At 71.1% G+C, this 20,614-nt stretch carries 21 protein-coding genes; 13 read left to right on the top strand and 8 right to left on the bottom strand.

Annotation, left to right across the window (positions count from 1 at the left end):
- The coding region (locus ACIPTO_RS36005; protein WP_401199096.1) for a maltotransferase domain-containing protein at nt 1–920 on the bottom strand (920 nt) is incomplete at its 3' end.
- A 79-nt stretch (nt 921–999) separates the two neighbouring features.
- Complete coding sequence (locus tag ACIPTO_RS36010) at nt 1,000–1,302, bottom strand: DUF5133 domain-containing protein (protein WP_401199098.1); 303 nt, start codon at nt 1,300–1,302, stop codon at nt 1,000–1,002.
- 301 nt (nt 1,303–1,603) lie between these two features.
- Here ACIPTO_RS36010 and ACIPTO_RS36015 point away from each other — a divergent pair, with 301 nt between their 5' ends.
- Together ACIPTO_RS36015 and glgX are read left to right on the top strand one after the other, a co-directional pair.
- Nucleotides 1,604–2,107 (top strand): pep a2, encoded by a 504-nt coding sequence (locus ACIPTO_RS36015; RefSeq protein WP_401199100.1) that lies wholly within the window; start codon nt 1,604–1,606, stop codon nt 2,105–2,107.
- 23 nt (nt 2,108–2,130) lie between these two features.
- A complete protein-coding gene (glgX, locus tag ACIPTO_RS36020) occupies nt 2,131–4,269 on the top strand; it encodes a glycogen debranching protein GlgX (RefSeq protein ID WP_401199470.1) in 2,139 nt (712 codons plus the stop codon).
- Here the strand turns inward: glgX and ACIPTO_RS36025 are convergent.
- Nucleotides 4,247–5,050, bottom strand: coding sequence for a VOC family protein (locus ACIPTO_RS36025; protein ID WP_401199102.1), 804 nt, complete (start codon nt 5,048–5,050; stop codon nt 4,247–4,249). The two genes, glgX and ACIPTO_RS36025, sit on opposite strands and share 23 nt — an antisense overlap.
- A 143-nt stretch (nt 5,051–5,193) precedes the next feature.
- Between ACIPTO_RS36025 and ACIPTO_RS36030 the strand changes: the two genes are divergently transcribed.
- From ACIPTO_RS36030 to ACIPTO_RS36045, 4 genes are all read left to right on the top strand, one after another.
- The gene (locus ACIPTO_RS36030; protein WP_401199104.1) at nt 5,194–5,649 is read left to right on the top strand and encodes a MarR family winged helix-turn-helix transcriptional regulator; all 456 of its coding nucleotides are present in this window, start codon (nt 5,194–5,196) and stop codon (nt 5,647–5,649) included.
- Nucleotides 5,646–6,518 carry an ATP-binding cassette domain-containing protein gene (locus ACIPTO_RS36035; RefSeq protein ID WP_366315786.1) on the top strand — a complete coding sequence of 291 codons (873 nt, stop codon included), beginning with the start codon at nt 5,646–5,648 and terminating at the stop codon, nt 6,516–6,518. The genes ACIPTO_RS36030 and ACIPTO_RS36035 overlap by 4 nt, the downstream gene beginning before the upstream one ends.
- Nucleotides 6,478–7,338, top strand: coding sequence for an ABC transporter permease (locus ACIPTO_RS36040; RefSeq protein WP_366315784.1), 861 nt, complete (start codon nt 6,478–6,480; stop codon nt 7,336–7,338). Before ACIPTO_RS36035 ends, ACIPTO_RS36040 begins: the two co-directional genes overlap by 41 nt.
- Nucleotides 7,339–7,527: 189 nt before the next feature.
- Nucleotides 7,528–8,043 carry a hypothetical protein gene (locus ACIPTO_RS36045; protein ID WP_366315782.1) on the top strand — a complete coding sequence of 172 codons (516 nt, stop codon included), beginning with the start codon at nt 7,528–7,530 and terminating at the stop codon, nt 8,041–8,043.
- A gap of 19 nt (nt 8,044–8,062) precedes the next feature.
- On the opposite strand, the gene hemC is transcribed toward ACIPTO_RS36045, so the two are convergent.
- The 4 genes from hemC to ACIPTO_RS36065 all read right to left on the bottom strand — a co-directional run bounded on the left by hemC (nt 8,063) and on the right by ACIPTO_RS36065 (nt 12,664).
- Nucleotides 8,063–8,998 carry a hydroxymethylbilane synthase gene (gene hemC / locus ACIPTO_RS36050; protein WP_366315780.1) on the bottom strand — a complete coding sequence of 312 codons (936 nt, stop codon included), beginning with the start codon at nt 8,996–8,998 and terminating at the stop codon, nt 8,063–8,065.
- Between the two features lie 118 nt (nt 8,999–9,116).
- A complete protein-coding gene (locus tag ACIPTO_RS36055; RefSeq protein ID WP_401199107.1) occupies nt 9,117–10,679 on the bottom strand; it encodes an MGH1-like glycoside hydrolase domain-containing protein in 1,563 nt (520 codons plus the stop codon).
- Between the two features lie 157 nt (nt 10,680–10,836).
- Complete coding sequence (locus ACIPTO_RS36060) at nt 10,837–11,481, bottom strand: response regulator transcription factor (RefSeq protein WP_366315777.1); 645 nt, start codon at nt 11,479–11,481, stop codon at nt 10,837–10,839.
- Nucleotides 11,482–11,503: 22 nt separating this feature from the next.
- Nucleotides 11,504–12,664 carry a histidine kinase gene (locus ACIPTO_RS36065; protein ID WP_401199109.1) on the bottom strand — a complete coding sequence of 387 codons (1,161 nt, stop codon included), beginning with the start codon at nt 12,662–12,664 and terminating at the stop codon, nt 11,504–11,506.
- Nucleotides 12,665–13,116: 452 nt separating this feature from the next.
- Between ACIPTO_RS36065 and ACIPTO_RS36070 the strand changes: the two genes are divergently transcribed.
- From ACIPTO_RS36070 to ACIPTO_RS36100, 7 genes are all read left to right on the top strand, one after another.
- Nucleotides 13,117–13,884: a response regulator transcription factor gene (locus ACIPTO_RS36070; protein WP_401199111.1), complete on the top strand. Its 768-nt coding sequence runs from the start codon at nt 13,117–13,119 to the stop codon at nt 13,882–13,884.
- A 264-nt stretch (nt 13,885–14,148) separates the two neighbouring features.
- The gene (locus ACIPTO_RS36075; RefSeq protein WP_328833579.1) at nt 14,149–14,799 is read left to right on the top strand and encodes a GntR family transcriptional regulator; all 651 of its coding nucleotides are present in this window, start codon (nt 14,149–14,151) and stop codon (nt 14,797–14,799) included.
- A 61-nt stretch (nt 14,800–14,860) separates the two neighbouring features.
- Nucleotides 14,861–15,610 (top strand): PIG-L deacetylase family protein, encoded by a 750-nt coding sequence (locus tag ACIPTO_RS36080; RefSeq protein WP_366315771.1) that lies wholly within the window; start codon nt 14,861–14,863, stop codon nt 15,608–15,610.
- 2 nt (nt 15,611–15,612) lie between these two features.
- Nucleotides 15,613–16,317 carry a 4-carboxy-4-hydroxy-2-oxoadipate aldolase/oxaloacetate decarboxylase gene (locus ACIPTO_RS36085; RefSeq protein WP_401199114.1) on the top strand — a complete coding sequence of 235 codons (705 nt, stop codon included), beginning with the start codon at nt 15,613–15,615 and terminating at the stop codon, nt 16,315–16,317.
- Complete coding sequence (locus tag ACIPTO_RS36090; protein WP_401199116.1) at nt 16,314–17,441, top strand: 4-oxalomesaconate tautomerase; 1,128 nt, start codon at nt 16,314–16,316, stop codon at nt 17,439–17,441. The genes ACIPTO_RS36085 and ACIPTO_RS36090 overlap by 4 nt, the downstream gene beginning before the upstream one ends.
- Nucleotides 17,422–18,372 (top strand): catechol 2,3-dioxygenase, encoded by a 951-nt coding sequence (locus tag ACIPTO_RS36095; RefSeq protein WP_401199118.1) that lies wholly within the window; start codon nt 17,422–17,424, stop codon nt 18,370–18,372. Before ACIPTO_RS36090 ends, ACIPTO_RS36095 begins: the two co-directional genes overlap by 20 nt.
- Before the next feature lie 156 nt (nt 18,373–18,528).
- Complete coding sequence (locus ACIPTO_RS36100) at nt 18,529–19,866, top strand: MFS transporter (protein WP_401199120.1); 1,338 nt, start codon at nt 18,529–18,531, stop codon at nt 19,864–19,866.
- A gap of 135 nt (nt 19,867–20,001) precedes the next feature.
- On the opposite strand, the gene ACIPTO_RS36105 is transcribed toward ACIPTO_RS36100, so the two are convergent.
- On the bottom strand, nt 20,002–20,412 hold the full coding sequence (locus tag ACIPTO_RS36105) for a cupin domain-containing protein (protein WP_366315761.1): 411 nt from the start codon (nt 20,410–20,412) through the stop codon (nt 20,002–20,004).
- Nucleotides 20,413–20,614 lie beyond the last annotated feature (202 nt).

The raw sequence follows: 20,614 nt of genomic DNA on the forward strand, positions 1-20,614 counted from the left end.
ATCTCCATGCCCAGTTCGGCGGCCCGGGTGACGAACGCGTCGAAGTCCTCCAGGGTGCCGAGCTGGGGGTGGATGGCGTCGTGGCCGCCTTCGGGCGAGCCGATGGCCCAGGGGACGCCGACGTCCTCGCGTCCGGCGGAGAGGGTGTTGTTGGGGCCTTTGCGGAAGGTGGTGCCGATGGGGTGGACCGGTGGCAGGTAGACGACGTCGAAGCCCATGGCGGCGATCTTGTCGAGCCGTTTCGCGGCGGTGCGGAAGGTGCCGTGGGGCTGGGCCGGGGTGCCCTCGGAGCGCGGGAAGAACTCGTACCAGGCGCCGTAGAGGGCACGCTCCCGCTCGACCAGCAGAGGGCGCGGCTCGGAGACCGTCACCAGGTCCCGCAGCGGATGGCGGGCGAGGACCTTGTCCACGTCCGGCGTCAGCGCGGCCACGAAGCGTGTCCCCACCGGCAGGGTGTCGTCGCGCAGTGTCTCCGCGGCGGCCAGGACCGTGTCACGAGCCGGGCCCTCGGGGACCCCGGCGGCGGCGCGCGCGTACAGCTCCGCGCCCTCCTCCAGCACCAGGCCGATGTCGATGCCGGCCGGGATCTTGATCCGGGCGGCCCGACGCCAGGTCGCGACGGGATCGCCCCAGGCCTCCACGACGTAGGACCAACTGCCGGTCGTGGTCGGGATGATCTCGGCGCCCCAGCGGTCGGTGCCGGGGGCGAGTTCCCGCATCGGGGTCCACGGACCCGGACGCCCGTCCGGGTCGTAGAGGACGGTGTTGGCGCCGATCGTGTCGTGGCCCTCGCGGAAGACGGTGGCGGTGACCTGGAACGGTTCGCCGACCACCGCCTTCGCCGGGCGCGCGCCGCTGTCCACGGACGGGCGTACGTCACGTACCGGAATGCGGCCGATGGCTGCCGGGGTCGCGTTCATGGGTCTCACCTCCGTCGTGCCGGAGGCCGGGCTGTTCGCCCGGCCGTGGGATGGGTGGGAGCTGCGCCGAAAGGGGGATCTACCGTCCCGCCGGGGAGCGGTGGTCGACGGTCACGGGCGGACCGCGGTGCGCGACGGCCGCCGTACGGGGGAGTCCGTTCTGCTCCTTGAGGTACGCGCCCTGGGTGCTGCGGAGATAGCGCTCCGCGGATTCCGCGGCCTCGCGCGCGCAGCGTTCGCCCATCAGCACGCACAGGGTGTAGCCCGAGTCCTCGAAGGTGGCCCGTACCGTCCGGTCGCCCGGCGACGCGAGCATCACGCGTTCCCACGCCCGGTAGCGCCGCAGTTGGCGGGCGACCTCGGCCTTGGCGGGTAGCAGCATGGCGCTGTTCACCTTTCGCCCCGGCGGACCGCGGTTCCCGACCATCGGGTGGCGGCCGGGCACGGAGCGGCATGGCTCCGTGCCCGGCAGTCGAGGCTTTCACTCATGGTGCACACCTGATGACCGAGCGTCTTGTTGGTTCTTCAACTACCTCGTCCGTCGCTCGTGTTGCACGAATGGCCTAGACCTCGCACGCTGGTGCTGACCCAGAAGCGATCAGTGCTCACGCTTCGTGTTCGGGGCCGGGTCCCGCAGGGGGCAGAGGCGGCGCGAGAGTTCCGTCGGTGAGGAGCCAACGAAGATGAAGACCGCAGTGCCGTGCTACTACCACCTCGATGTGGACGTCAGTCAGGAACGGGTCGGGCAGGTCAGGCGCATCCTGGCCGCCCACCTCCGGCTGTGGGACCTGGAGATCCTCGTGGAGCCCGTCTGCCGCGGCGCCGAGCTGCTGCTGCGGGCCATCGACGAGCACGCCACGGACAAGCACACGTCCATAGAGCTGTGGTGGAACGGCCAGCACCTGATCACCGCCATCGGCGACAACGACCGCGATCTGCGCCCCGACCTGGAACTGCGCGCCTGCCTCGCCCGGATCGCCGCGATGAGCGACGGCTGGGGATGCTGCGCCACCGGCACCGGGAGCAAGGTCATCTGGTTCTCGCAGCGAGCCCGCAGCGGTGAACGCGTCCCGCGCGTCCCCAGGACGCCCGCGCCGCGCCTGCGGGAGATGCTCGAACTTCCCCGCGAGGTGCCGGCCGCCCTGCCGGACCGCCCGGCGGACGGCGTCCTGGAGGACGCCAAGTGAGTGCGAGCCGGTCCCGGAAAGGGGTGCCCGTCTGGAACGGGCGCCCCTTTCCGCTGGGGGCCGCGTACGACGGCGCGGGTACGAACTTCGCCCTGTTCAGCGAGGTCGCCGAACGGGTCGACCTCGTCCTCGTCGGCGACGACGACAGCCACCGAAGCGTGCGGCTGACCGAGGCCGACGGCTTCGTGTGGCACTGCTACCTGCCGGACGTCGGTCCCGGCCAGCGCTACGGCTACCGGGTGCACGGGCCGTGGCAGCCGGGTGCCGGACACCGCTGCAACCCGGCGAAACTGCTCCTCGATCCGTACGCCACGGCGGTCGACGGACAGATCGACAACGACCCCTCGCTGTACGAGCGTTCGGCCGGACCGGCGCCCGGCGACAGCGCGGGACACGGGATGCTGGGCGTCGTCACCGACCCGGCCTTCGACTGGGGCGACGACCGCCCGCCCCGGCGCCCGTACTCCGACACGGTGATCTACGAGGCCCATGTGAAGGGCCTGACCCGCACCCACCCGGAGGTCCCCGAGGAACTCCGGGGGACGTACGCGGGTCTCGCGCACCCGGCCGTCGTCGAGCATCTGGTCCAACTCGGCGTGACAGCGGTCGAGTTGATGCCGGTGCACCAGTTCGTGCAGGACGGTGTGCTCCAGGACCGCGGCCTGTCCAACTACTGGGGCTACAACACCATCGGCTTCTTCGCGCCCCACAACGCCTACGCCGCGCACCGCGAACGCGGGCGCCAGGTCACCGAGTTCAAGTCCATGGTGAAGGCGCTGCACGCGGCCGGACTCGAAGTCATCCTCGACGTCGTCTACAACCACACCGCCGAAGGCAACGAACAGGGCCCCACCCTCTCCTTCCGGGGCATCGACAACTCCTCCTACTACCGCCTGGTGGACGGCGACTGGGGCCACTACTACGACACGACGGGCACCGGCAACAGCCTGCTGATGCGGCACCCGTACGTCCTCCAGCTGATCATGGACTCGCTGCGCTACTGGGTCACCGAGATGCACGTCGACGGCTTCCGCTTCGACCTCGCGGCCACCCTGGCCCGGCAGTTCCACGAGGTGGACCGGCTGTCGGCGTTCTTCGACCTGATCCAGCAGGACCCGGTGGTCAGCCGGGTCAAGCTCATCGCCGAACCCTGGGACGTGGGGGAAGGCGGCTACCAGGTCGGCAACTTCCCGCCGCTGTGGTCGGAGTGGAACGGCAAGTACCGTGACGCCGTACGGGACTTCTGGCGCGGCGGCGAGCACACGCTCGGCGAGTTCGCGTCCCGGCTCACCGGGTCCTCCGACCTGTACCAGCACAGCAGGCGCCGGCCGCGCGCCAGCGTCAACTTCGTCACCGCCCACGACGGGTTCACCCTGCGCGACCTCGTCTCCTACAACGACAAGCACAACGAGGCCAACGGGGAAGGGAACCAGGACGGCGAGAGCACCAACCGGTCCTGGAACTGCGGGGTCGAAGGAGAGACCGACGACCCGGCCGTCCGTGAGCTGCGAGCCCGGCAGCAGCGCAACTTCCTCGCCACGCTGCTCCTTTCGCAGGGCATCCCGATGCTCGGCCACGGCGACGAACTCGGCCGCAGCCAGCGCGGCAACAACAACGCCTACTGCCAGGACAACGACATCTCCTGGATCGACTGGGAGTTGACCGACGAGCAGCGTGAACTCGCCGACTTCACCCGGTACGTCATCGGGCTGCGGGCCGCACACCCCGTGCTGCGGCGGCGCCGGTTCTTCCGGGGCGAGACCGCCGTGCACGCCGGACAGCCGCTGCCCGACCTGGTCTGGCTGCTGCCTGATGCCCGCGAGATGGCCGACCTGGACTGGCAGCGCTCCGACGCGCACGCCATGGGGGTCTTCCTCAACGGAGACGCCATCGCCGAACGCGACGCGCACGGCGGGCCCGTCGTCGACGACTCGTTCCTGCTCCTGCTCAACAGCTACTGGGAACCCGTCGGCTTCCGGCTGCCCGACGCGGCCTACGGCGAGCGCTGGACCACCCTGATCGACACCGCCGAACCGCAGGGCGGCCCGGACGAGACGGAGCACAAGGCCGGCACGGAGCGGGTCGTGGAGGCGCGCAGCCTGGTGCTGTTGTCCCGGCCCGCCCGGGAGGGCCGCGAGGTCAGGGGGCGTCGCGGGAAGTGACCGTGAAGCGGGCGCCGTCGGGGTCGCGCAGGACGGCCTCGGTGGCGGACTCCCGCAGGACGCTGCCGCCGTACGACTCGGTCACCCGGGCACAGGACCTGACGTCGGAGACCGAGAAGTGGACCTGCCAGTTCGGCCGGACCGTCGGGTCGGGGGCCGCCTCCAGGGCGCCCGACTCGATACGGGCCACCACGTTCCCGCCGCTGCGCAGGACGACCTCATCGCTCTCGTAGCGCACCTCGCAGCTCCTCGGGTCCGCCGACGCCCAGTCGAGGACCTCGCCGTAGAAGATCGCCGCGTCGAAGGCGTCCCGGGTGTGCAGCCGGACGAAGGCCGGGGCCGAGCGGCGCCAGGTCTCCCAGCCGCCGACGAGCTCGCCCTCCCAGATGCCGAAGGTCGCGCCGTCCCGGTCGGCCAGCAGCGCCGCGCGGCCGGGCGGGAACGAGAGAGGGCCCACGGCGACCGTCGCACCGCGCTCCCGGACCCGGGACACGGTCACGTCCGCGTCGGGCACCGCGAAGTACGGCGTCCACGCCACCGCGACCTGCCACATGGAGGCCACCGCGGCCAGACCGGCCACCGGGACGTCGTTCGCCGTGGCGATCCGGAACCGTTCGCCGAGGCTGGCCGGGCGCCACTTCCAGCCGAACGCGGCCTCGTAGAAGGCCTCGGTCGACTCCACGTCACGGCTCGTGAGACTCACCCAGCAGGGGGCGCCGAACACCGAACGCGTGGAGACGGCTTCCGGCTCACCGGGGGACGTATTCCTGTCGTGGTCCATGGCAGTCGCGTTCCCCTTTCGTGGACCGGCGGCCACCGGTCTCCACCAGTGTCCAACCGGAACCGGTCGGACGGCCTGCCGAGCGGGCGTCTTGACCATCCTTTTGGGTTAGTTACCTCTGCTAAGGAGGTAATCTGAAGAGCGTGGAGACGGAGAACTTCCCCGAAGAACTGGCCGACGCGCTCGTCGGCGTCCAGCGGCTGATCCGCAGACGACTGCGCAGCGAGATGACCCTGCCGAGGCTGCGCGGCGCCGAAGTGGAACTGCTGCGCCTGGTCGAGGTCCGGCCCGGCATCGGCATCTCGGACGCGGCCAGGGAACTGTTCCTCGCGAGCAACTCGGTGTCGACGCTCGCCAACCAGCTCGTCAAGGACGGCTTCCTGATCCGCGGGACCGACCCCGCGGACCGGCGCGCCGCCCGCCTCCAGCTCACCGAGGCGGCCAGAACCCGGCTATGCGACTGGCACGCGCGACGCGCGGCGCTCGTCCGCGGCCAGGTCGACCGGCTCGACCAGACGGACCGGGACGCGCTGAGCGCGGCGATCCCGGCCCTGCGCCGACTGGCCGAGAACCTGCACGAGGAGGCCGAGGAATCATGACGCCGTCCATCGACGCCGCCACCGACACCGGGCGATCCCCGGCCGTCAGCTGCACGCGGCTCACCTACACCTTCGGCGAGACGACCGCGGTGGACGGGCTCGACCTGTCCGTGGGGGAGGGCGAGGTCTTCGGCCTGCTCGGCCCCAACGGCGCCGGGAAGACCACGGCGATCCGCTGCATCACCACCCTCCTGCCGGTCCCCGCCGGCATGGTCCACGTCTTCGGCCACGACACGGCCAAGGACCAGATGTCCGTACGGCGCATGCTCGGCTACGTCCCGCAGCAGCTCTCCGCCGACAGCGGGCTCACCGGCCGCGAGAACGTCGCTCTCTTCGCCCGCGTCTTCGACGTGCCGCGCAGGGAACGCGCCGCACGCGTCTCCCAGGCGCTGCGGGCCGTCGACCTCACCGACGCCGCCGACCGGCTCGCCAACACCTACTCCGGCGGCATGGTCCGCCGCCTCGAACTCGCGCAGGCCCTGGTCAGCGCGCCCCGCCTGCTCATCCTCGACGAGCCCACGATCGGCCTCGACCCGATCGCCCGCACCAGCGTGTGGGAGCACATCAACGCGGTGCGCGAGGCCACCGGCATGACCGTCCTGGTCACCACCCACTACATGGACGAGGCCGACCAGTACTGCGACCGCGTCGGCCTCATGCACCACGGCCGCATTCGCGCCCTGGGCACCCCGCAGCAGCTCCGCGAGGGACTCGGCGAACGCCGTCGTGCCGACGGGGCGCCCGCCACCGATCCGCTGCCCACCCTCGAAGACGTCTTCCGGGACATCGCCGGCAGCGGCCTCGAAGACCAGTCAGGAGGTTTCCGCGATGTCCGAAGCACCCGCCGCACCGCGAACCGTGTCGGCTGACCCCGCCACCGAGAACGGCCTGAACCTTCTGTTGACCCCGCCCCGGCCCCGGGCCGGATGGCGCCTGCTGCCCGCCCGCGTCATCGCGATGTGCGCCGTAGAACTCCAGAAGCTCCGCCACGACCGCACCGAGCTGTACACCCGGGCCGTCCAGCCGGCGCTCTGGCTGCTGATCTTCGGCCAGACCTTCACCCGCATCAAGGCGATCCCCACCGGCGGCATCCCGTACATCGACTACCTCGCCCCGGGCATCATCGCCCAGTCCGCGATGTTCATCGCCATCTTCTACGGCATCCAGATCATCTGGGAGCGCGACGCGGGCATCCTCAACAAGCTCCTCGTCACCCCCACCCCGCGCTCGGCGCTGATCACCGGCAAGGCCTTCGCGGCCGGGGTGAAGTCGCTGATCCAGGCCGTCGTCGTGGTCGTCATCGCCGCGCTCCTCGGTGTCGCGCTGACCTGGAACCCGCTGAAACTGATCGGCGTCGGGGCGATCGTGATCCTCGGTTCGGCCTTCTTCTCCTGTCTGTCGATGACCATCGCCGGCATCGTGCTCAGCAGGGACCGGCTGATGGGTTTCGGACAGGCGATCACCATGCCGCTGTTCTTCGGCTCCAACGCCCTCTACCCGGTGGCGATCATGCCCGGCTGGCTGCAGGCGGTCAGCAAGGTGAACCCGCTGAGCTACGAAGTGGACGCGCTGCGCGGGCTGCTGCTCGGCACCCCGTCCCATGTGGGCACCGACTTCGCGGTGCTGCTGGTGGCCGCCGCACTCGGGATCGCGGCCGCTTCCTCCCTGCTCGGACGGCTCGCCCGGTGATCTTGCCGGCGACGTGATGTGCGGCACGCCCCCGGCCGGGATTCGACGGCCGGAAAGCGGGTTTCTCCTGCGCACGGCTTGATCAGTGATCAAGCGGACGAAAACGCTGGCCACAGCGCATTCTGCTCATTTGACAGTGCGCTGAGCACACAGATAGGAAGCAGCTCTCTGAGGTCGAGAGGGTGCACTGTGTACGAGCCGAACGTGGTCGGGGACTGGCAGGAGTACGACGAACACGCCGGTCTGCGTGTCCGCGTCCACAGCCTGGCCGCCGCCGAGCCGCCACGCGGACGCGACGACGCGGCCGAGGGCCTGACGTACTTCACGCTCCGTGTCACCGTCGAGAACCGCGGGGCACGGCACTACGGCATCCACCTGGAGGACGGTCAGATCGACATCAGGGTGGGCCCGGACGGCGAGAGCGCCTTCATCGACTGGCGCAGCACGCAGTTCATCGAGGGCTTCGACGTCTATCCGCTGCGGCGCGCCACCGCCGTCGTGTACGCGGCCGGTGCGGAGGCCTCCCTGAAGCAGGTGGACGTCCAGGTCCAGCTGCGGGTCGAGGAGGAGTGGACCGAACGGCGGCTGTGGGCGGGCGGCATCGGCCTGTGCGAGGCGGCCGTCGCCGCCGGGGTCGGACGGGACGGCCTGGCCCACCAGGTGAGCAACTTCCTCCGTGACCAGGCGGAGCCGGGAACCCCCTGAGGCCCCCGGCCCCGAGCCGTCAGTGCGGGATGCCGTCGATGATCTCGCGGGCGCCCTGCCGCAACAGCGCCACCGCCACCGACGTGCCCAGCGTCGCCGGGTCGAGCCGGCCCGCCCACTCGTGGGCGTTCAGGCGAGTCTTGCCGTCGGGCGTGAACACACAGGCGCGCAGCGAGAGTTCACCGCTGCGGTCGACCCTGGCGTAGCCGGCGATCGGGCTGTTGCAGTGGCCCTGGAGGACGTGCAGGAACATGCGCTCAGCGGTCGCCTCCCGATGCGTCTCCGGGTGACCGAGCCCGCTGACCGTGTCGATGACGTCGGTGTCGCCCTCGCGGCACTGCAAGGCGAGGATGCCCGCGCCGATCGGCGGCATCATCGCCTCCGGGGACAGCACCTCGGTGAGCACGTCCGTGCGGTTGATGCGCTCCAGGCCCGACATCGCGACCAGCAGCGCGTCGGCCTCGCCAGCCGCAAGCTTCTCCAGCCGCCGGTTGACGTTGCCGCGGAACGGCACGCACTGCAACTCGGGGTGCGTGACGGCGAGTTGAGCGACCCGGCGGACCGAAGAGGTGCCGACGCGGGTGCCGGGCGGCAGCTCGTCCAGGGTCAGACCGCCCGGGTGGATCAGGGCGTCACGGATGTCGTCCCGCTTCAGGAACGCGGCGAACGTCGTACCGGCGGGCAGCGGACGGTCGGCGGGCACGTCCTTCACGCAGTGCACCGCGAGATCCGCCTCACCGGCGAGCAGCGCCGCGTCCACCTCCTTGGTGAACGCCCCCTTGCCCTCCACCAGGGCGAGATCGCCCATCCACTTGTCGCCGGTGGTCTTCACCGGGACGACCTCGGTGCGCACCTGCGGATGAAGGACGGCCAACTCGGCGCGGACGCGCTCCACTTGGGCCAGCGCCATGGGCGAGTCGCGGGAGACGATACGGATCAGTTCGGGCACGGACATGCCGACACGATAGACCGTCCGGCATGTCCGCGTTGACCGATGGGCGCACCTGGCGACAGCTTCAGGCCCATCTCAGGACAGTCGGCCCATGGGCCTCCTTGGCCCGTAGGGACCCGCTCTACTCCGTCAGGGCGACCTCGATCGTGTGATGCCCCCGCCCGTCCGCCGCGATGACGGGGTCCGCGGCCAGCCCGTCGACCGTGCACGACTCCACCCGGCTTCCGGCGCCGCTCAGCCGCAGGTCCAGCGTCATGCCGCGGTACCGCAGCCCGCGCAGACCCACCGGCCCCCAGGCCGACGGCAGGCACGGAGCCAGCCGTAGCGAGTCGTCCGTGAACGTGAGGCCGAACAGGCCTTCGTGGATCAGGCGGAGATACGCCGTCGCCGACCAGGTCTGGTCGGGCTGGGACACGAAGTGGTCCGCGTGTCCGCTCGCGCCGCCCTGCCAGCCGCCGTCGACCTTGCCGGTCACCGAGTCGTACAGCTCGTAGAAGCCGCCGCTCGCGGTGACCAGGTCGGCGAGGGTGTCCACGGCGAGGGCGAACGGCTCGGTGCGGCCCGCTCCGGCGGCGGCCCGGCCGTAGAGGCCGTGGACCATCGGCCAGACCATCACGTTGTGCCGTCCGGGGCGCCGGTCGTCGAAGCGCGGGAAGTGCGGCCAGACGTTGACGATGCCGTACGGCTGCCAGTGGGCGGAGTCCAGGATCCGGCCGGCGCGCGTGCCGTCGGCGACGCCGAGGAGGATCGCCAGGGCCAGGCCCGCGCCCTCCTGCGAGGTGTCGAGATGTCCGGCGAGGGGGCCCTCGCCGTGCACGAGGTAGCCGTAGGTGCCGGCGTCCGCGCGCCACAGGTGCCGGTCGATCGCCGTACGGAGGTGCTCCGCGTCCGAGCGGAACGAGGCGGCCTGCACGGGGTGGCCGAGGGCCTCGGACATGGCGGCGAGGGCCTGATGGGCGCCGTAGTAGAGGCAGTTGGTCGACAGGCACATCAGCTTCGCGGCGTGCGGATGGTCGAGGACGAAGGACGAGTGGACGGACGTCGACGCGGGCGGGCTGGGGTAGCCGGAGATGCCGTCGTTCATGAAGCCCGGGCCCGCGAAGAGGCCGAACGCCGGGTTGAAGTGCTCGGCCCGGCGGGCCGCCAGGGTGCGTGCGGAGGCGTCGTGCGCCCGGGTGAGGAAGTCGCGGTCGCCGGTGACCAGGTAGTGGTGGTGGGCTGCCGGCACCCAGACGATCTGGTCCCACCACTGGTTGTCCTGCTGGACGACGAGCCCGTCCCGCGCCCGGTCGACCACGGACCACAGCGTGTTGCGGCCGACGTCCGGCGCCAGCAGGCTGACCCCGCTCCACGCGTTGACCGCCGCGTCCCGGGTCCAGCGCTGCGGCGCGGGATAGCCGCCGCCCGCCCGCACGACGGTGCCGGGCGGATAGGACAGCAGGCCGGAACGGTCGTACACCGCGCGGTCCGCGCCGATGGTGTTCGCGCCGGACAGGGAGCGGAGCGCGGACGCGTGGACGGTGCCGAGGCGGTGCTGGACGGCCGGGTCGTCGAAGGCGAGGGTGGGCATGGTGTAGCCGTTCCCGGGGGCGGGGCCCTGGGCACCCGCCGGGCCGGCCGTCGCCCCGGCGATGGCCAGCGCTATCAGAAGCGCCCGCCGTGAGATCCCGCGTTCAGCTGCCACGTTCCGTCCTCTCAGGCCTCCCGGGGTCGCGACGACCCCGGGAGCCCTGAGAACGATGGTGCCCCCTCGGGGGTGGCGTCGGGCGCCGGTGCCGAACACGGTTGCGGAGGGTTCGCCCGCCGGCCGCCGTGTCGTCACCCGGCCCGGCCCACCCGGCTCACACGTTCCGCAGATACGCCAGCACGGCCAGCACCCGCCGGTGTCCGCTGTCGCTCTGCGGCAGGCCCAGCTTCAGGAACACATTGCCGATGTGCTTGCTGACCGCGCGTTCCGTGACGACCAGGGTCTTCGCGATCGTCGTGTTGTCGTGGCCCTCCGCCATCAGCTTCAGCACCTCCCGCTCACGCGGGGTCAGCGAGTCCAGCGGTGAATCGCGGCGCCGGGTCAGCAGCTCGGTCACCACCTCGGGGTCCAGCGCCGTGCCGCCGGCCGCCACCCGGTCCAGCGCGTCCAGGAACTCGTCCACGCGTCCGATCCGGTCCTTGAGGAGATAGCCGACCCCGCTCGCGCCGACGCCCAGCAGCTCGGCGGCGTACGACTCCTCGACGTACTGCGAGAGCACCAGGACCGGCAGCCCCGGGATCCGTTCCCGTGCCTCCAGCGCGGCCCGCAGTCCCTCGTCGCGGAAGCCGGGCGGCATCCGGACGTCGAGGACGGCCACGTCGGGCCGGTGTCCGAGCAGCGCGGGCAGCACCTCGGGCCCGCTGCCGGCGACGGCCACGACCTCGTGTCCCGCGGAGGTCAGCAACAGGACCAAGCCCTCCCTGAGCAGGGCGTTGTCCTCGGCGATCACGACTCTCACGTCAGCTCCGCCCCGACCACGTTCACCACACGCACGGCAGCTCCACTTCGATCACGGTAGGTCCCCCCACGGGGCTGGTCACGGTCACACGTCCGTCGAGCGCGGCGACCCGACGCCGCATACCGAGCAGCCCCGAACCACCCGCCTCGTCGGCGCCGCCCCGGCCCTCGTCGCGCACCCGGACACGGAGTCCGGTGCGGGCGCGGGCGAGGTGGACGTCGGCGCGGTCGGCGCCGCTGTACTTGGCCGCGTTGGTCAGCGACTCGGCGATCACGAAGTACGCCGCCGCCTCCACCGCCGCCGGGGCGCGCGGTCCGTCGTGCCCGTCGGTCAGCCCGTCCACGGTCACGGTCACGTCGAGCGCGCTGCCCGCGGCGAGCGCCCCGACCGCGCCCACCAGGCCGCGGTCGGTGAGGATCGGCGGATGGATGGCACGCACCACGTGCCGCAGATCCGTCAGCGCCTCCTCGGCCAGCGTCTGCGCGTCGTCGAGCATCCGGCGCGCCGCCTCCGGGTCCTGGTCGTAGGCCCGCTTGGCGAGCCCGATGCGCATGGACAGGGAGACCAGCCGGGCCTGGGTACCGTCGTGCAGATCGCGTTCGATCCGGCGCAGCTCGGCCCCGTGCGCGGCGATCGCGCCCGCCCGGGTCTGCGTCAACTCCTCGACCCGTACGGCGAGTTGTGCCTTCGGCGAGGGCTTCAGCAGAACGGTGGACCAGTGCGCGTCCAGATCCGCGAGCCGGGTGATGAGCGGCAGGATGACGGCCTTGCGGCGCAGCAGCCCGCACCACACTCCGTCGACGGCCAGGCCCAGTGGCCACAGCGGCAGCATCAGCACGGGCAGCGCGCCGTAGGCGTAGTAGGCGACCATCCAGCGGAAGTCGGTCAGCGTGCTCGGGTCGCGGACCGCCGTGCGCAGCCGCTCGCGCACGGTGCCGGTGAGCGGCTGGTACGCCTCGGGGATCGCGCGGCCCGTCCACGCGCCGGCCTGCTGCCGCTTGGCCCCGGCGATGCGCCGTATCAGCAGCACCGTCTCGGGGAGCATGAACGCGCCGACGACCACGGCCGTGGCGATCGCGGTGAGCAGGAGCACGGTGATGAAGATGTACGACCCGAAGGTCATCGCGGCGGAGACGGCCAGCTGGAGTGTCGCCCGGCCGGCCTGCCGCACGGTGGCGCGCATGAAGATCAGGTTAGGCGCATCAGTCCGGGCGAGCGGGGACGGACCGCCGGGCACGGGTGCGGCGCGGTCCGCCGGTGGTCCGGGGGACCGCTCCCTCGGGGCGTCGGGCGGACGCCGGAATCGTCGGGGCAACACGTCAGCCAGGATCCACATCTGCTCGGTCGGGAGGGAGGAGGGCGAAGAGGGATGAGTAGGGGCGAGGGAGTACAGGAGGCGGTGCGGGTTCGTCCGCGGACCCGGTGCCGGTCCGGGAGAGTGGACGGCGACCGGGTCCGGGACGGCGCCGACCCCCGTCCCCACGGGTTCGGCGCGGAGGCGGCCTTCCGCTCAAGGCGGCCCCAGTGCTGGCGGCGCGGGGCAGGCTCGGTCGTGCACCCGCTGCCCCGGCCGCCTTACGGTGACCTTACTTGAGTTAGGCAAGCATGCATGACTTACTTGAGTCAAGCAATGGTATGGATCTGCTGGAGTCGGGCGAGCGGGACGGTGGGGTGGCGCGCGTGTCCACGTACGGCGGCATCAGTGAGCCACCCACGCTCGCCCGCGGTCACGGGCAGCATCTGCTCGTCGCCGTGGAGGAGCCGTACGACGCCGAACTTCTCTCCACCATGCTGGAGTTGGCGGGCTACCGGATCGGGATCGCCGACAGGGGGACCGAAGCGGTGGCGCGGCTCGCGGAGCGGCGGTTCGAACTGCTCGTCATCGACGCCGAGTTGCCCGGGATGGATGCCCTCGCGCAGGCCCGTCCTCTCACCGCCCACTGCCCGCCCGTCCTCCTGCTCGCCGGCCGGGACGCCCTCGACGGACCGCTGCCCGACCTGGGTGCGGGGGAGCGGGACCGTGTCACCAGGCCCCTTCGGGTCGCCGAAGTGCTCGCCCGTGTCCAGGTGTTGCTGCGCGGCGGGAGCGGCGGCCGGGAGGGCGCGCTGCACTATGCCGACCTGGTCCTGGACGACACCACCTGCCAGGCCCGGCGCGGCCGGCGCACCCTCGACCTCACGCCCGCCGAGTACCGGCTGCTGCGCCATCTCCTCGGCAACGCGCACAAGGTGCTGTCCAAGGAGGAGATCGGCCGGTACGTCTGGGGCGACTTCCGTGGCGGCAACGCGGTGGAGCAACTGGTCTCCCGTCTCCGGCGCAAGGTCGACCGGGACGCCCCGGCGCTCATCCATACGCGCCGGGGTTTCGGCTACTGGCTCGGACGGGTGGCCGGCGAGGGGTGAGTGCCCCGCCGGGGCGGTGTCGCGGTGACGCGGCGCCGCCCCTTTTCCGTTGTGTGCGCGCGTCGGAGACGTCACCTCCTCGTGACCTCCTCGTGGGGCAACTCACCTGCTGTGCAACTGAGTTGATCTCTCTGTGCATCCCTGCCCGGTTCATGGTGGCAGCGGCAGGGGCGACGGCGTGCCTGCAATACAGCGGACAAAATTGTTGACAATCTTGTTTGGCTAGATTTAGGTTCGACAGGCACTCACTCAGGGAGGGCAACGATGCCGAAAGAAGCCCGTCCGAGCACCGGGGAGCAGGCCAAGCAGCATGCGCTCACGCAGCTGCGGCAGGCGATCCTGCACGGCGACATGGCACCGGCTCAGCGGTTGGTGGAGAACGAGCTCGCCGAGCAACTCGATGTGACGCGGGCCAGCATCCGTGCGGCACTGATCGATCTGGCGGCCGAAGGACTGGTCGAGCGGATCCGCAACCGGGGTTCCCGGGTGCGGGTGGTGACCGTGGAGGAAGCGGTCGCCATCACGGAGTGCCGCATGGTCCTGGAGGGGCTGTGCGCGGCCAAGGCGGCCGTCGCGGCCAGCGACGACCAGCTGGCCGAACTGGCGGACCTGGGCCGGGCCATGACCAAGGCCGTGGCCGACGGCGAGCCGGTCACCTACTCCGAGCTGAACCACGAACTCCACGACAAGGTGCGGGAGTTCTCCGGCCAGCAGACGGCCGTGACCTTGCTGGAGCGGCTCAACGCCCAACTGGTGCGTCACCGCTTCCAGTTGGCGCTGCGACCGGGGCGTCCGCAGCAGTCCCTGAACGAGCATCTGGCGATGATCGAGACGATCACGGCCAGGGACCCACAGGCGGCCGAGGCGGCCGTCCGCGCCCATCTCGCCAGTGTGATCGAGGCGTTGCGCGACTGACGCGCCGCGGACCGGCACAGCTGGGGCGGGCGCACACCTGTCCACCAAGGAGATTCCAGCAATGACGCACGGCAATGCGCCCGCCACCCCACGATCGACACTCGTCGTCACGGCGCACGCCGGGGACTTCGTCTGGCGGGCGGGCGGGGCCATCGCCCTCGCCGCCGCCCGCGGCGAGAAGGTCACCATCGCCTGTCTGACCTTCGGCGAGCGCGGTGAGTCCGCCAAGGCCTGGCGTGAGGGCAAGAAGCTGGACGAGATCAAGGCGATACGCCGGGACGAGGCCGAGCGCGCCGCGGCCACCCTCGGCGCCGAGGTCCGTTTCTTCGACGCCGGCGACTACCCTCTCGTCGCCACCGCCGGGCTGACCGACACCCTCGTCGAGGTCTACCGCGCCACGCAGCCCGACGTCGTGCTCACCCACCCCACCGAGGACCCGTACAACGGCGACCACCCGGCCGCCAACCGGATGGCGCTGGAGGCCCGCGTCCTCGCGCAGGCCATCGGCTACCCCGGCGAGGGCGAGATCATCGGCGCCCCGCCGGTCTTCTACTTCGAGCCGCACCAGCCCGAGATGAGCGGCTTCAGGCCCGAGGTCCTGCTCGACATCACCGAGGTCTGGGACGCCAAGCGCAAGGCCATGGAGTGCCTCGGTGCCCAGCAGCACCTGTGGGACTACTACACCGATCTGGCCGTCCGCCGCGGCGTCCAGCTCAAGCGCAACGCCGGCCCGAACCTGGGCCTGGCCCACAAGACGATGGCCGAGGCGTACATGCGCCCGTACCCGCAGATCACGAAGGAGCTGGCATAGCCATGGGCGGAGTGATCGTCACCAACCCCCCGAAGGCCGACGCGCAGGACGTCGAGGCGCTCGCCGCCTTCGGCGTGGCCACCGTCAGCGAGGCCATGGGCCGCACCGGTCTCCTCGGACCGTCGATCCGCCCTGTGCAACAGGGAGTCCGGGTCGCCGGCACCGCCGTCACCGTGCTCGGCTGGCCCGGCGACAACCTCATGATCCACGCGGCCGTCGAGCAGTGCGGCGAGGGCGACATCCTCGTCGTCACCACCACCTCGCCCAGCACGGACGGCCTGTTCGGCGAGCTGTTCGCCACTGCGCTCCAGCAGCGCGGGGTGCGCGGAGTCGTCCTGAACACCGGCATCCGCGACACCCAGGAACTGCGTGACATGGGCTTCGCCGCCTGGTCCCGCGCCGTCTCCTCGCAGGGCACCGTCAAGGCCACCGGCGGCTCGGTCAACGTGCCGATCGCGATCGACGGCCAGGTGGTGCGCGCCGGTGACGTGATCGTCGCCGACGACGACGGTGTCGTGGTCGTACCGCGTGAGAAGGCCCGCGAGACCGCCGAGAGGTCCGAGGCCCGCGAGGCCAAGGAGGCCGCCACCCGCGCCGCCTTCCTGGAGGGCCAACTCGGCCTGGACCGCTACGGCTTGAGGGACACCCTCAAGCAGCTCGGCGTCGAGTACCGGACGTACGAGGAGTACACCGGAGCCGGGTCGTGACCGATCCCGCGGAGGTCCGCTGCATGCTGATGCGCGGCGGCACCTCCAAGGGCGCCTACTTCCTGGCCGAGGACCTCCCCGCCGGCACCGCCGCCCGCGACGACCTGCTGCTGCGGGTCATGGGCAGCCCCGACCCGCGCCAGATCGACGGCCTGGGCGGTGCCCACCCGCTCACCAGCAAGGTGGCCGTGGTCGCCGCCTCGGCGGACCCCGAGGCCGACGTCGACTACCTGTTCCTCCAAGTCGCCGTCGACCGACCGGAAGTGACGGATCGTCAGAACTGCGGCAACATCCTCGCCGGAGTAGGCCCGTTCGCCGTGGAGCGGGGGCTCGTGGCCGCCGCCGACGGCGAGACGTCCGTCCGCATCCGCATGCTCAACACGGGGGAACTGGCCGTGGCGAGCTTCCCGACCCCGGGCGGGCGCGTCGACTACTCGGGTGCCGCCGAGATCTCCGGCGTCCCCGGTTCGGCGGCGCCCGTGGTGATCGAATTCCCGCAGGGCGGAGGCCAGTTGCTGCCCACGGGGCAGGTCCGGGACGTGATCGCCGGCACCGAGGTGACCTGCGTCGACAACGGCATGCCGGTCGTCCTCGTCCCCGCCGCCGCACTGGACATCACGGGGTACGAGACGCCCGCCGACCTGGAGGCGAACGCCCCACTGGCCGCCCGGCTGCGGGAGATCCGCCTGGCGGCCGGGAAGCTGATGGGTCTCGGTGACGTCGAGCACACCACCATCCCCAAGCTCAGCCTGCTCGCCCCGCCGACGGACGGCGGCGCGGTCATGACCCGCACCTTCATTCCCGTGCGCTGTCACACCTCCATCGGCGTCCTCGGCGCCGCGAGCGTGGCGGCGGGGCTGCTGGTCCCGGGCGGGGTGGGGGAGGGCATCGCGAGAACACCCGAACACAGTGACCGGATCCGCGTCGAGCATCCCAGCGGATTCCTGGACATCGACACGAGTGTGGCCGCCGGATCCGAGGGTTCCGCTCCCGTGGTCCGCAGCACCGCGGTCGTCCGCACCGCACGCAAGATCTTCGACGGCACCGTCTTCCCCCGGCCCGCCGGCCCGACTCCCGCACCCGTACGACCCCTTGGAGGCAACGATGGCTCCGCCGCTCGGTGACATCGCCCATATCGGCCACGCCCAGCTCTTCACCCCGGACCTGGACGCCAGTGTCGCCTTCTTCACCGACTACCTGGGCCTCACCGTCAACGGCCAGGACGGCGACACCGTGTACCTGCGGACCTACGACGACTACGAGCACCACAGCCTGGTCCTCACCACCCGCGACCGGCCGGGTCTCGGGCGCCTCGCCCTGCGCACGTCCAGCGAGGAGGCCCTTCAGCGCCGTGTCGAGGCGGTCGAGGAGGCGGGCGGCACCGGCCGGTGGGTGGAGGACGAACCCGGCATCGGCAAGCTCTACGTCACCACCGACCCGGACGGCCACGAGCACGCCCTGTACTGGGAGAGCGAGCACTACCGGGCGCCCGACGAGCTGAAGCCCGCGCTGAAGAACCAGCCGCAGGCCAAGCCCAATCGGGGCGTCGGCGTACGGCGGCTCGACCACATCAACTTCCTCGCGGCGGACGTGCTGTCGAGCGCCGAGTTCCAGCAGCACGTGCTGGGCGCCCGGCCGACCGAGCAGATCCGGCTCGACAGCGGCCGGATCGCGGCGCGCTGGCTGACGTACACGAACAAGTCGTACGACGTCGTGTACACGGAGGACTGGACCGGTTCGACGGGGCGGCTGCACCACATCGCCTTCGCGACCGACACCCGCGAGGACATCCTGCGGGCGGCCGATCTCGCCATCGACACCGGTGTGTTCATCGAGACGGGCCCGCACAAGCACGCCATCCAGCAGACGTTCTTCCTCTACGTCTACGAGCCCGGCGGCAACCGCATCGAGCTGTGCAACCCGCTCACCCGACTGGTGCTCGCGCCCGACTGGCCGCTGATCACCTGGACCGAGGAGGAACGGAAGAAGGGGCAGGCCTGGGGGCTGAAGACCATCGCCTCCTTCCACACCCACGGGACTCCGCCGGTCGCCTGAGCGGCGCGCGGAGGCCCCGAGCGGTGCGTGAGAGCCGCCGAGTGTGACGCGGGAGCCACCCCTCATTCATGGTCGATGAGATTGTTGACAAAAACGTTGACTATCCGGGGGTGGCTCCTTAGCGTCTAGCGCACCAAGCACGAGAGGTAACCAACGATGTCTTCCTCCCCCTCCCCGTCCCCCGCTCCGACCGCGCGCGCCGGCCGGCTGGCCCTGCTGGTCATCGGCCTGTGCTGGCTCGCCGTGCTCTTCGACGGCCTCGACATGTTCATCTACGGCTCGGTGCTGCCGCACCTGCTGGAGACGAAGACCTTCGGTCTCACCGCGGACCAGGCGGGCGACCTCGGCAGCTACGCCACCTTCGGCATGCTGGTCGGCGCGCTCACCGCGGGCACGGTCGCGGACCGCATCGGCCGCAAGCAGCTGATGATCGGCTGCGTGACGCTCTTCTCGCTCGCCTCCGGCATCTGCGCGGTCTCGGGCAGCGTCGAGGTGTTCGGCCTCGGCCGCACCCTCGCCGGTGTCGGCCTCGGCGGGCTGCTGCCCACCGCGATCAGCATGGTCTCCGACTACGCCCCGCGCGGCCGGACCGCCCTCACCATCGGCATGCTGATGACCGCCCACCACGCGGGCGGCATCCTCTCCGCCTACGTGGCCAAGTGGCTGGTGGAACCGGTCGGTTGGCGCGCCGCCTTCTGGGTCTGCGTCGTCCCGCTGCTCTTCGTCCCCGTGCTGCTGAAGCTCCTGCCCGAGTCGCTGAGCTTCCTGGTCGCCAAGGGCCGCACCGACGAGGCCCACGCCCTCGCCGAGCGCTTCGAGGTCCAACTGCCCGCCGCCACCGGCAAGAAGACGGCGGCCGACCGCTGGGACGCCCTGCTCGCCCTCTTCCGCGGCGGCGAATGGCTCCAGACCCTGCTGTACTGGCTGGCCTCCTTCGGCGGCCTGCTCCTCGTCTACGGCGTCGCCACCTGGCTGCCCACCCTGATGCGCGCCGAGGGCTACGAACTCGCCAACGCCCTCACGTTCGTCGTGGTGTTCAACCTGGGCGGCATCGTGGGCATGCTCGTCGCAGGCCGCGCCGCCGACCGCTTCGGCGCTCCGCGCATCTCGGCGATCTGGTTCGCGCTCACCGCCGCCGGCGTCTTCCTGCTCGGCGTCCACATGAACCAGACCGTGACGATGCTCGTCGTCTTCCTCACCGGCGTCTTCCTCAACAGCGCCCAGACGATGATCTACGCCACGGTGTCCATCCGCTCCACCCCCGACAACCGTGCCACGGCGGTCGGTTGGACCTCCGGCATGGGCCGCTTCGGCGCCGTCTTCGGCCCCTGGCTCGGCGGCCAGCTGCTCGCCTCCGGCAACGGAGACTGGGGCTTCACGTCCTTCGCCATCGCCGGTCTGTCCTCCATGGTGTTCATCGGCATCGCGGCGCTGCGCGGCTCCAGGCGGGCCGAACAGACAAGCGCCGAGCGAGAGTTGGCCGTCAGTCACTGACCGCGGACCCGGCCCGGGCGACCGGGGCGGGACCGGACGCCGGCCGCCGCGAGGACGCGGGGGCCGGGTCCGGGCACGAAGAAGCGCCTGACGCCCATGAGGGCGCAGGCGCGGGCCTGTTGACGTGCGGGTGCCTCAGTCCCTGCCCATCCGGTCCTCCGCCGACAGGTGTTCCACCGTCCTGCCCGTCTCCGTGAACGTCCGCGTCACGTACCCCGACGAGTACACCCACAGGATGCGCAGCGGGGTGTCGCCGATGTTCCGGAACAGATGAGGGACGGGGGAGGGGACGTACGTGGTGTCGTACTGCTCCAGCTCCGTCACCTCGCCGTCGACCACCACCTCCGCGCGGCCCTCCAGGATCGTCACGTGCTCGTCGCAGTTGTGCGAGTGCAGCGGCGCCCCGGAACCCACCGGATACACGCTCATCCCGCTGGTGATCAGGTTCTCCCCGCCCGCCGACGGCGTCGTGATCAACGGGGTCGTCGCGACGGCACCGCCCCGGTCGAGCACGGGCACGGAGGCGACCTTCACGATCGTGGTCATCCGGAGTTCCTTTCCACGTACATGCGTCTGCGGCGAACGACGTTAGGCCGCGGGCGCGGGAATGGCTGCCCTCCGGAGTGCAGCTTTACCTTGCGTTTCCAGAGGGGTGAGCATCCCGGACCCGCCTGTACGGTCGGCACGCATCGCACGGATTCCCGGACCGTGCCGGTAACGCGCCGGAAAGAAAAGGCAGGTAAAGGCC

Source organism: Streptomyces sp. NPDC090083 (assembly GCF_044747445.1).
GTDB lineage: Bacteria > Actinomycetota > Actinomycetes > Streptomycetales > Streptomycetaceae > Streptomyces.

Bases quoted from the DNA above. Each gene is read 5' to 3' on its own strand.
- ACIPTO_RS36010 (WP_401199098.1), bottom strand. From the start codon at position 1,302: ATGCTGCTACCCGCCAAGGCCGAGGTCGCCCGCCAACTGCGGCGCTAC.
- ACIPTO_RS36015 (WP_401199100.1), top strand. From the start codon at position 1,604: ATGAAGACCGCAGTGCCGTGCTACTACCACCTCGATGTGGACGTCAGT.
- ACIPTO_RS36025 (WP_401199102.1), bottom strand. From the start codon at position 5,050: ATGGACCACGACAGGAATACGTCCCCCGGTGAGCCGGAAGCCGTCTCC.
- ACIPTO_RS36035 (WP_366315786.1), top strand. From the start codon at position 5,646: ATGACGCCGTCCATCGACGCCGCCACCGACACCGGGCGATCCCCGGCC.
- ACIPTO_RS36040 (WP_366315784.1), top strand. From the start codon at position 6,478: ATGTCCGAAGCACCCGCCGCACCGCGAACCGTGTCGGCTGACCCCGCC.
- hemC (WP_366315780.1), bottom strand. From the start codon at position 8,998: ATGTCCGTGCCCGAACTGATCCGTATCGTCTCCCGCGACTCGCCCATG.
- ACIPTO_RS36065 (WP_401199109.1), bottom strand. From the start codon at position 12,664: ATGCGCGCCACCGTGCGGCAGGCCGGCCGGGCGACACTCCAGCTGGCC.
- ACIPTO_RS36070 (WP_401199111.1), top strand. From the start codon at position 13,117: ATGGATCTGCTGGAGTCGGGCGAGCGGGACGGTGGGGTGGCGCGCGTG.
- ACIPTO_RS36075 (WP_328833579.1), top strand. From the start codon at position 14,149: ATGCCGAAAGAAGCCCGTCCGAGCACCGGGGAGCAGGCCAAGCAGCAT.
- ACIPTO_RS36080 (WP_366315771.1), top strand. From the start codon at position 14,861: ATGACGCACGGCAATGCGCCCGCCACCCCACGATCGACACTCGTCGTC.
- ACIPTO_RS36085 (WP_401199114.1), top strand. From the start codon at position 15,613: ATGGGCGGAGTGATCGTCACCAACCCCCCGAAGGCCGACGCGCAGGAC.
- ACIPTO_RS36095 (WP_401199118.1), top strand. From the start codon at position 17,422: ATGGCTCCGCCGCTCGGTGACATCGCCCATATCGGCCACGCCCAGCTC.
- ACIPTO_RS36100 (WP_401199120.1), top strand. From the start codon at position 18,529: ATGTCTTCCTCCCCCTCCCCGTCCCCCGCTCCGACCGCGCGCGCCGGC.
- ACIPTO_RS36105 (WP_366315761.1), bottom strand. From the start codon at position 20,412: ATGACCACGATCGTGAAGGTCGCCTCCGTGCCCGTGCTCGACCGGGGC.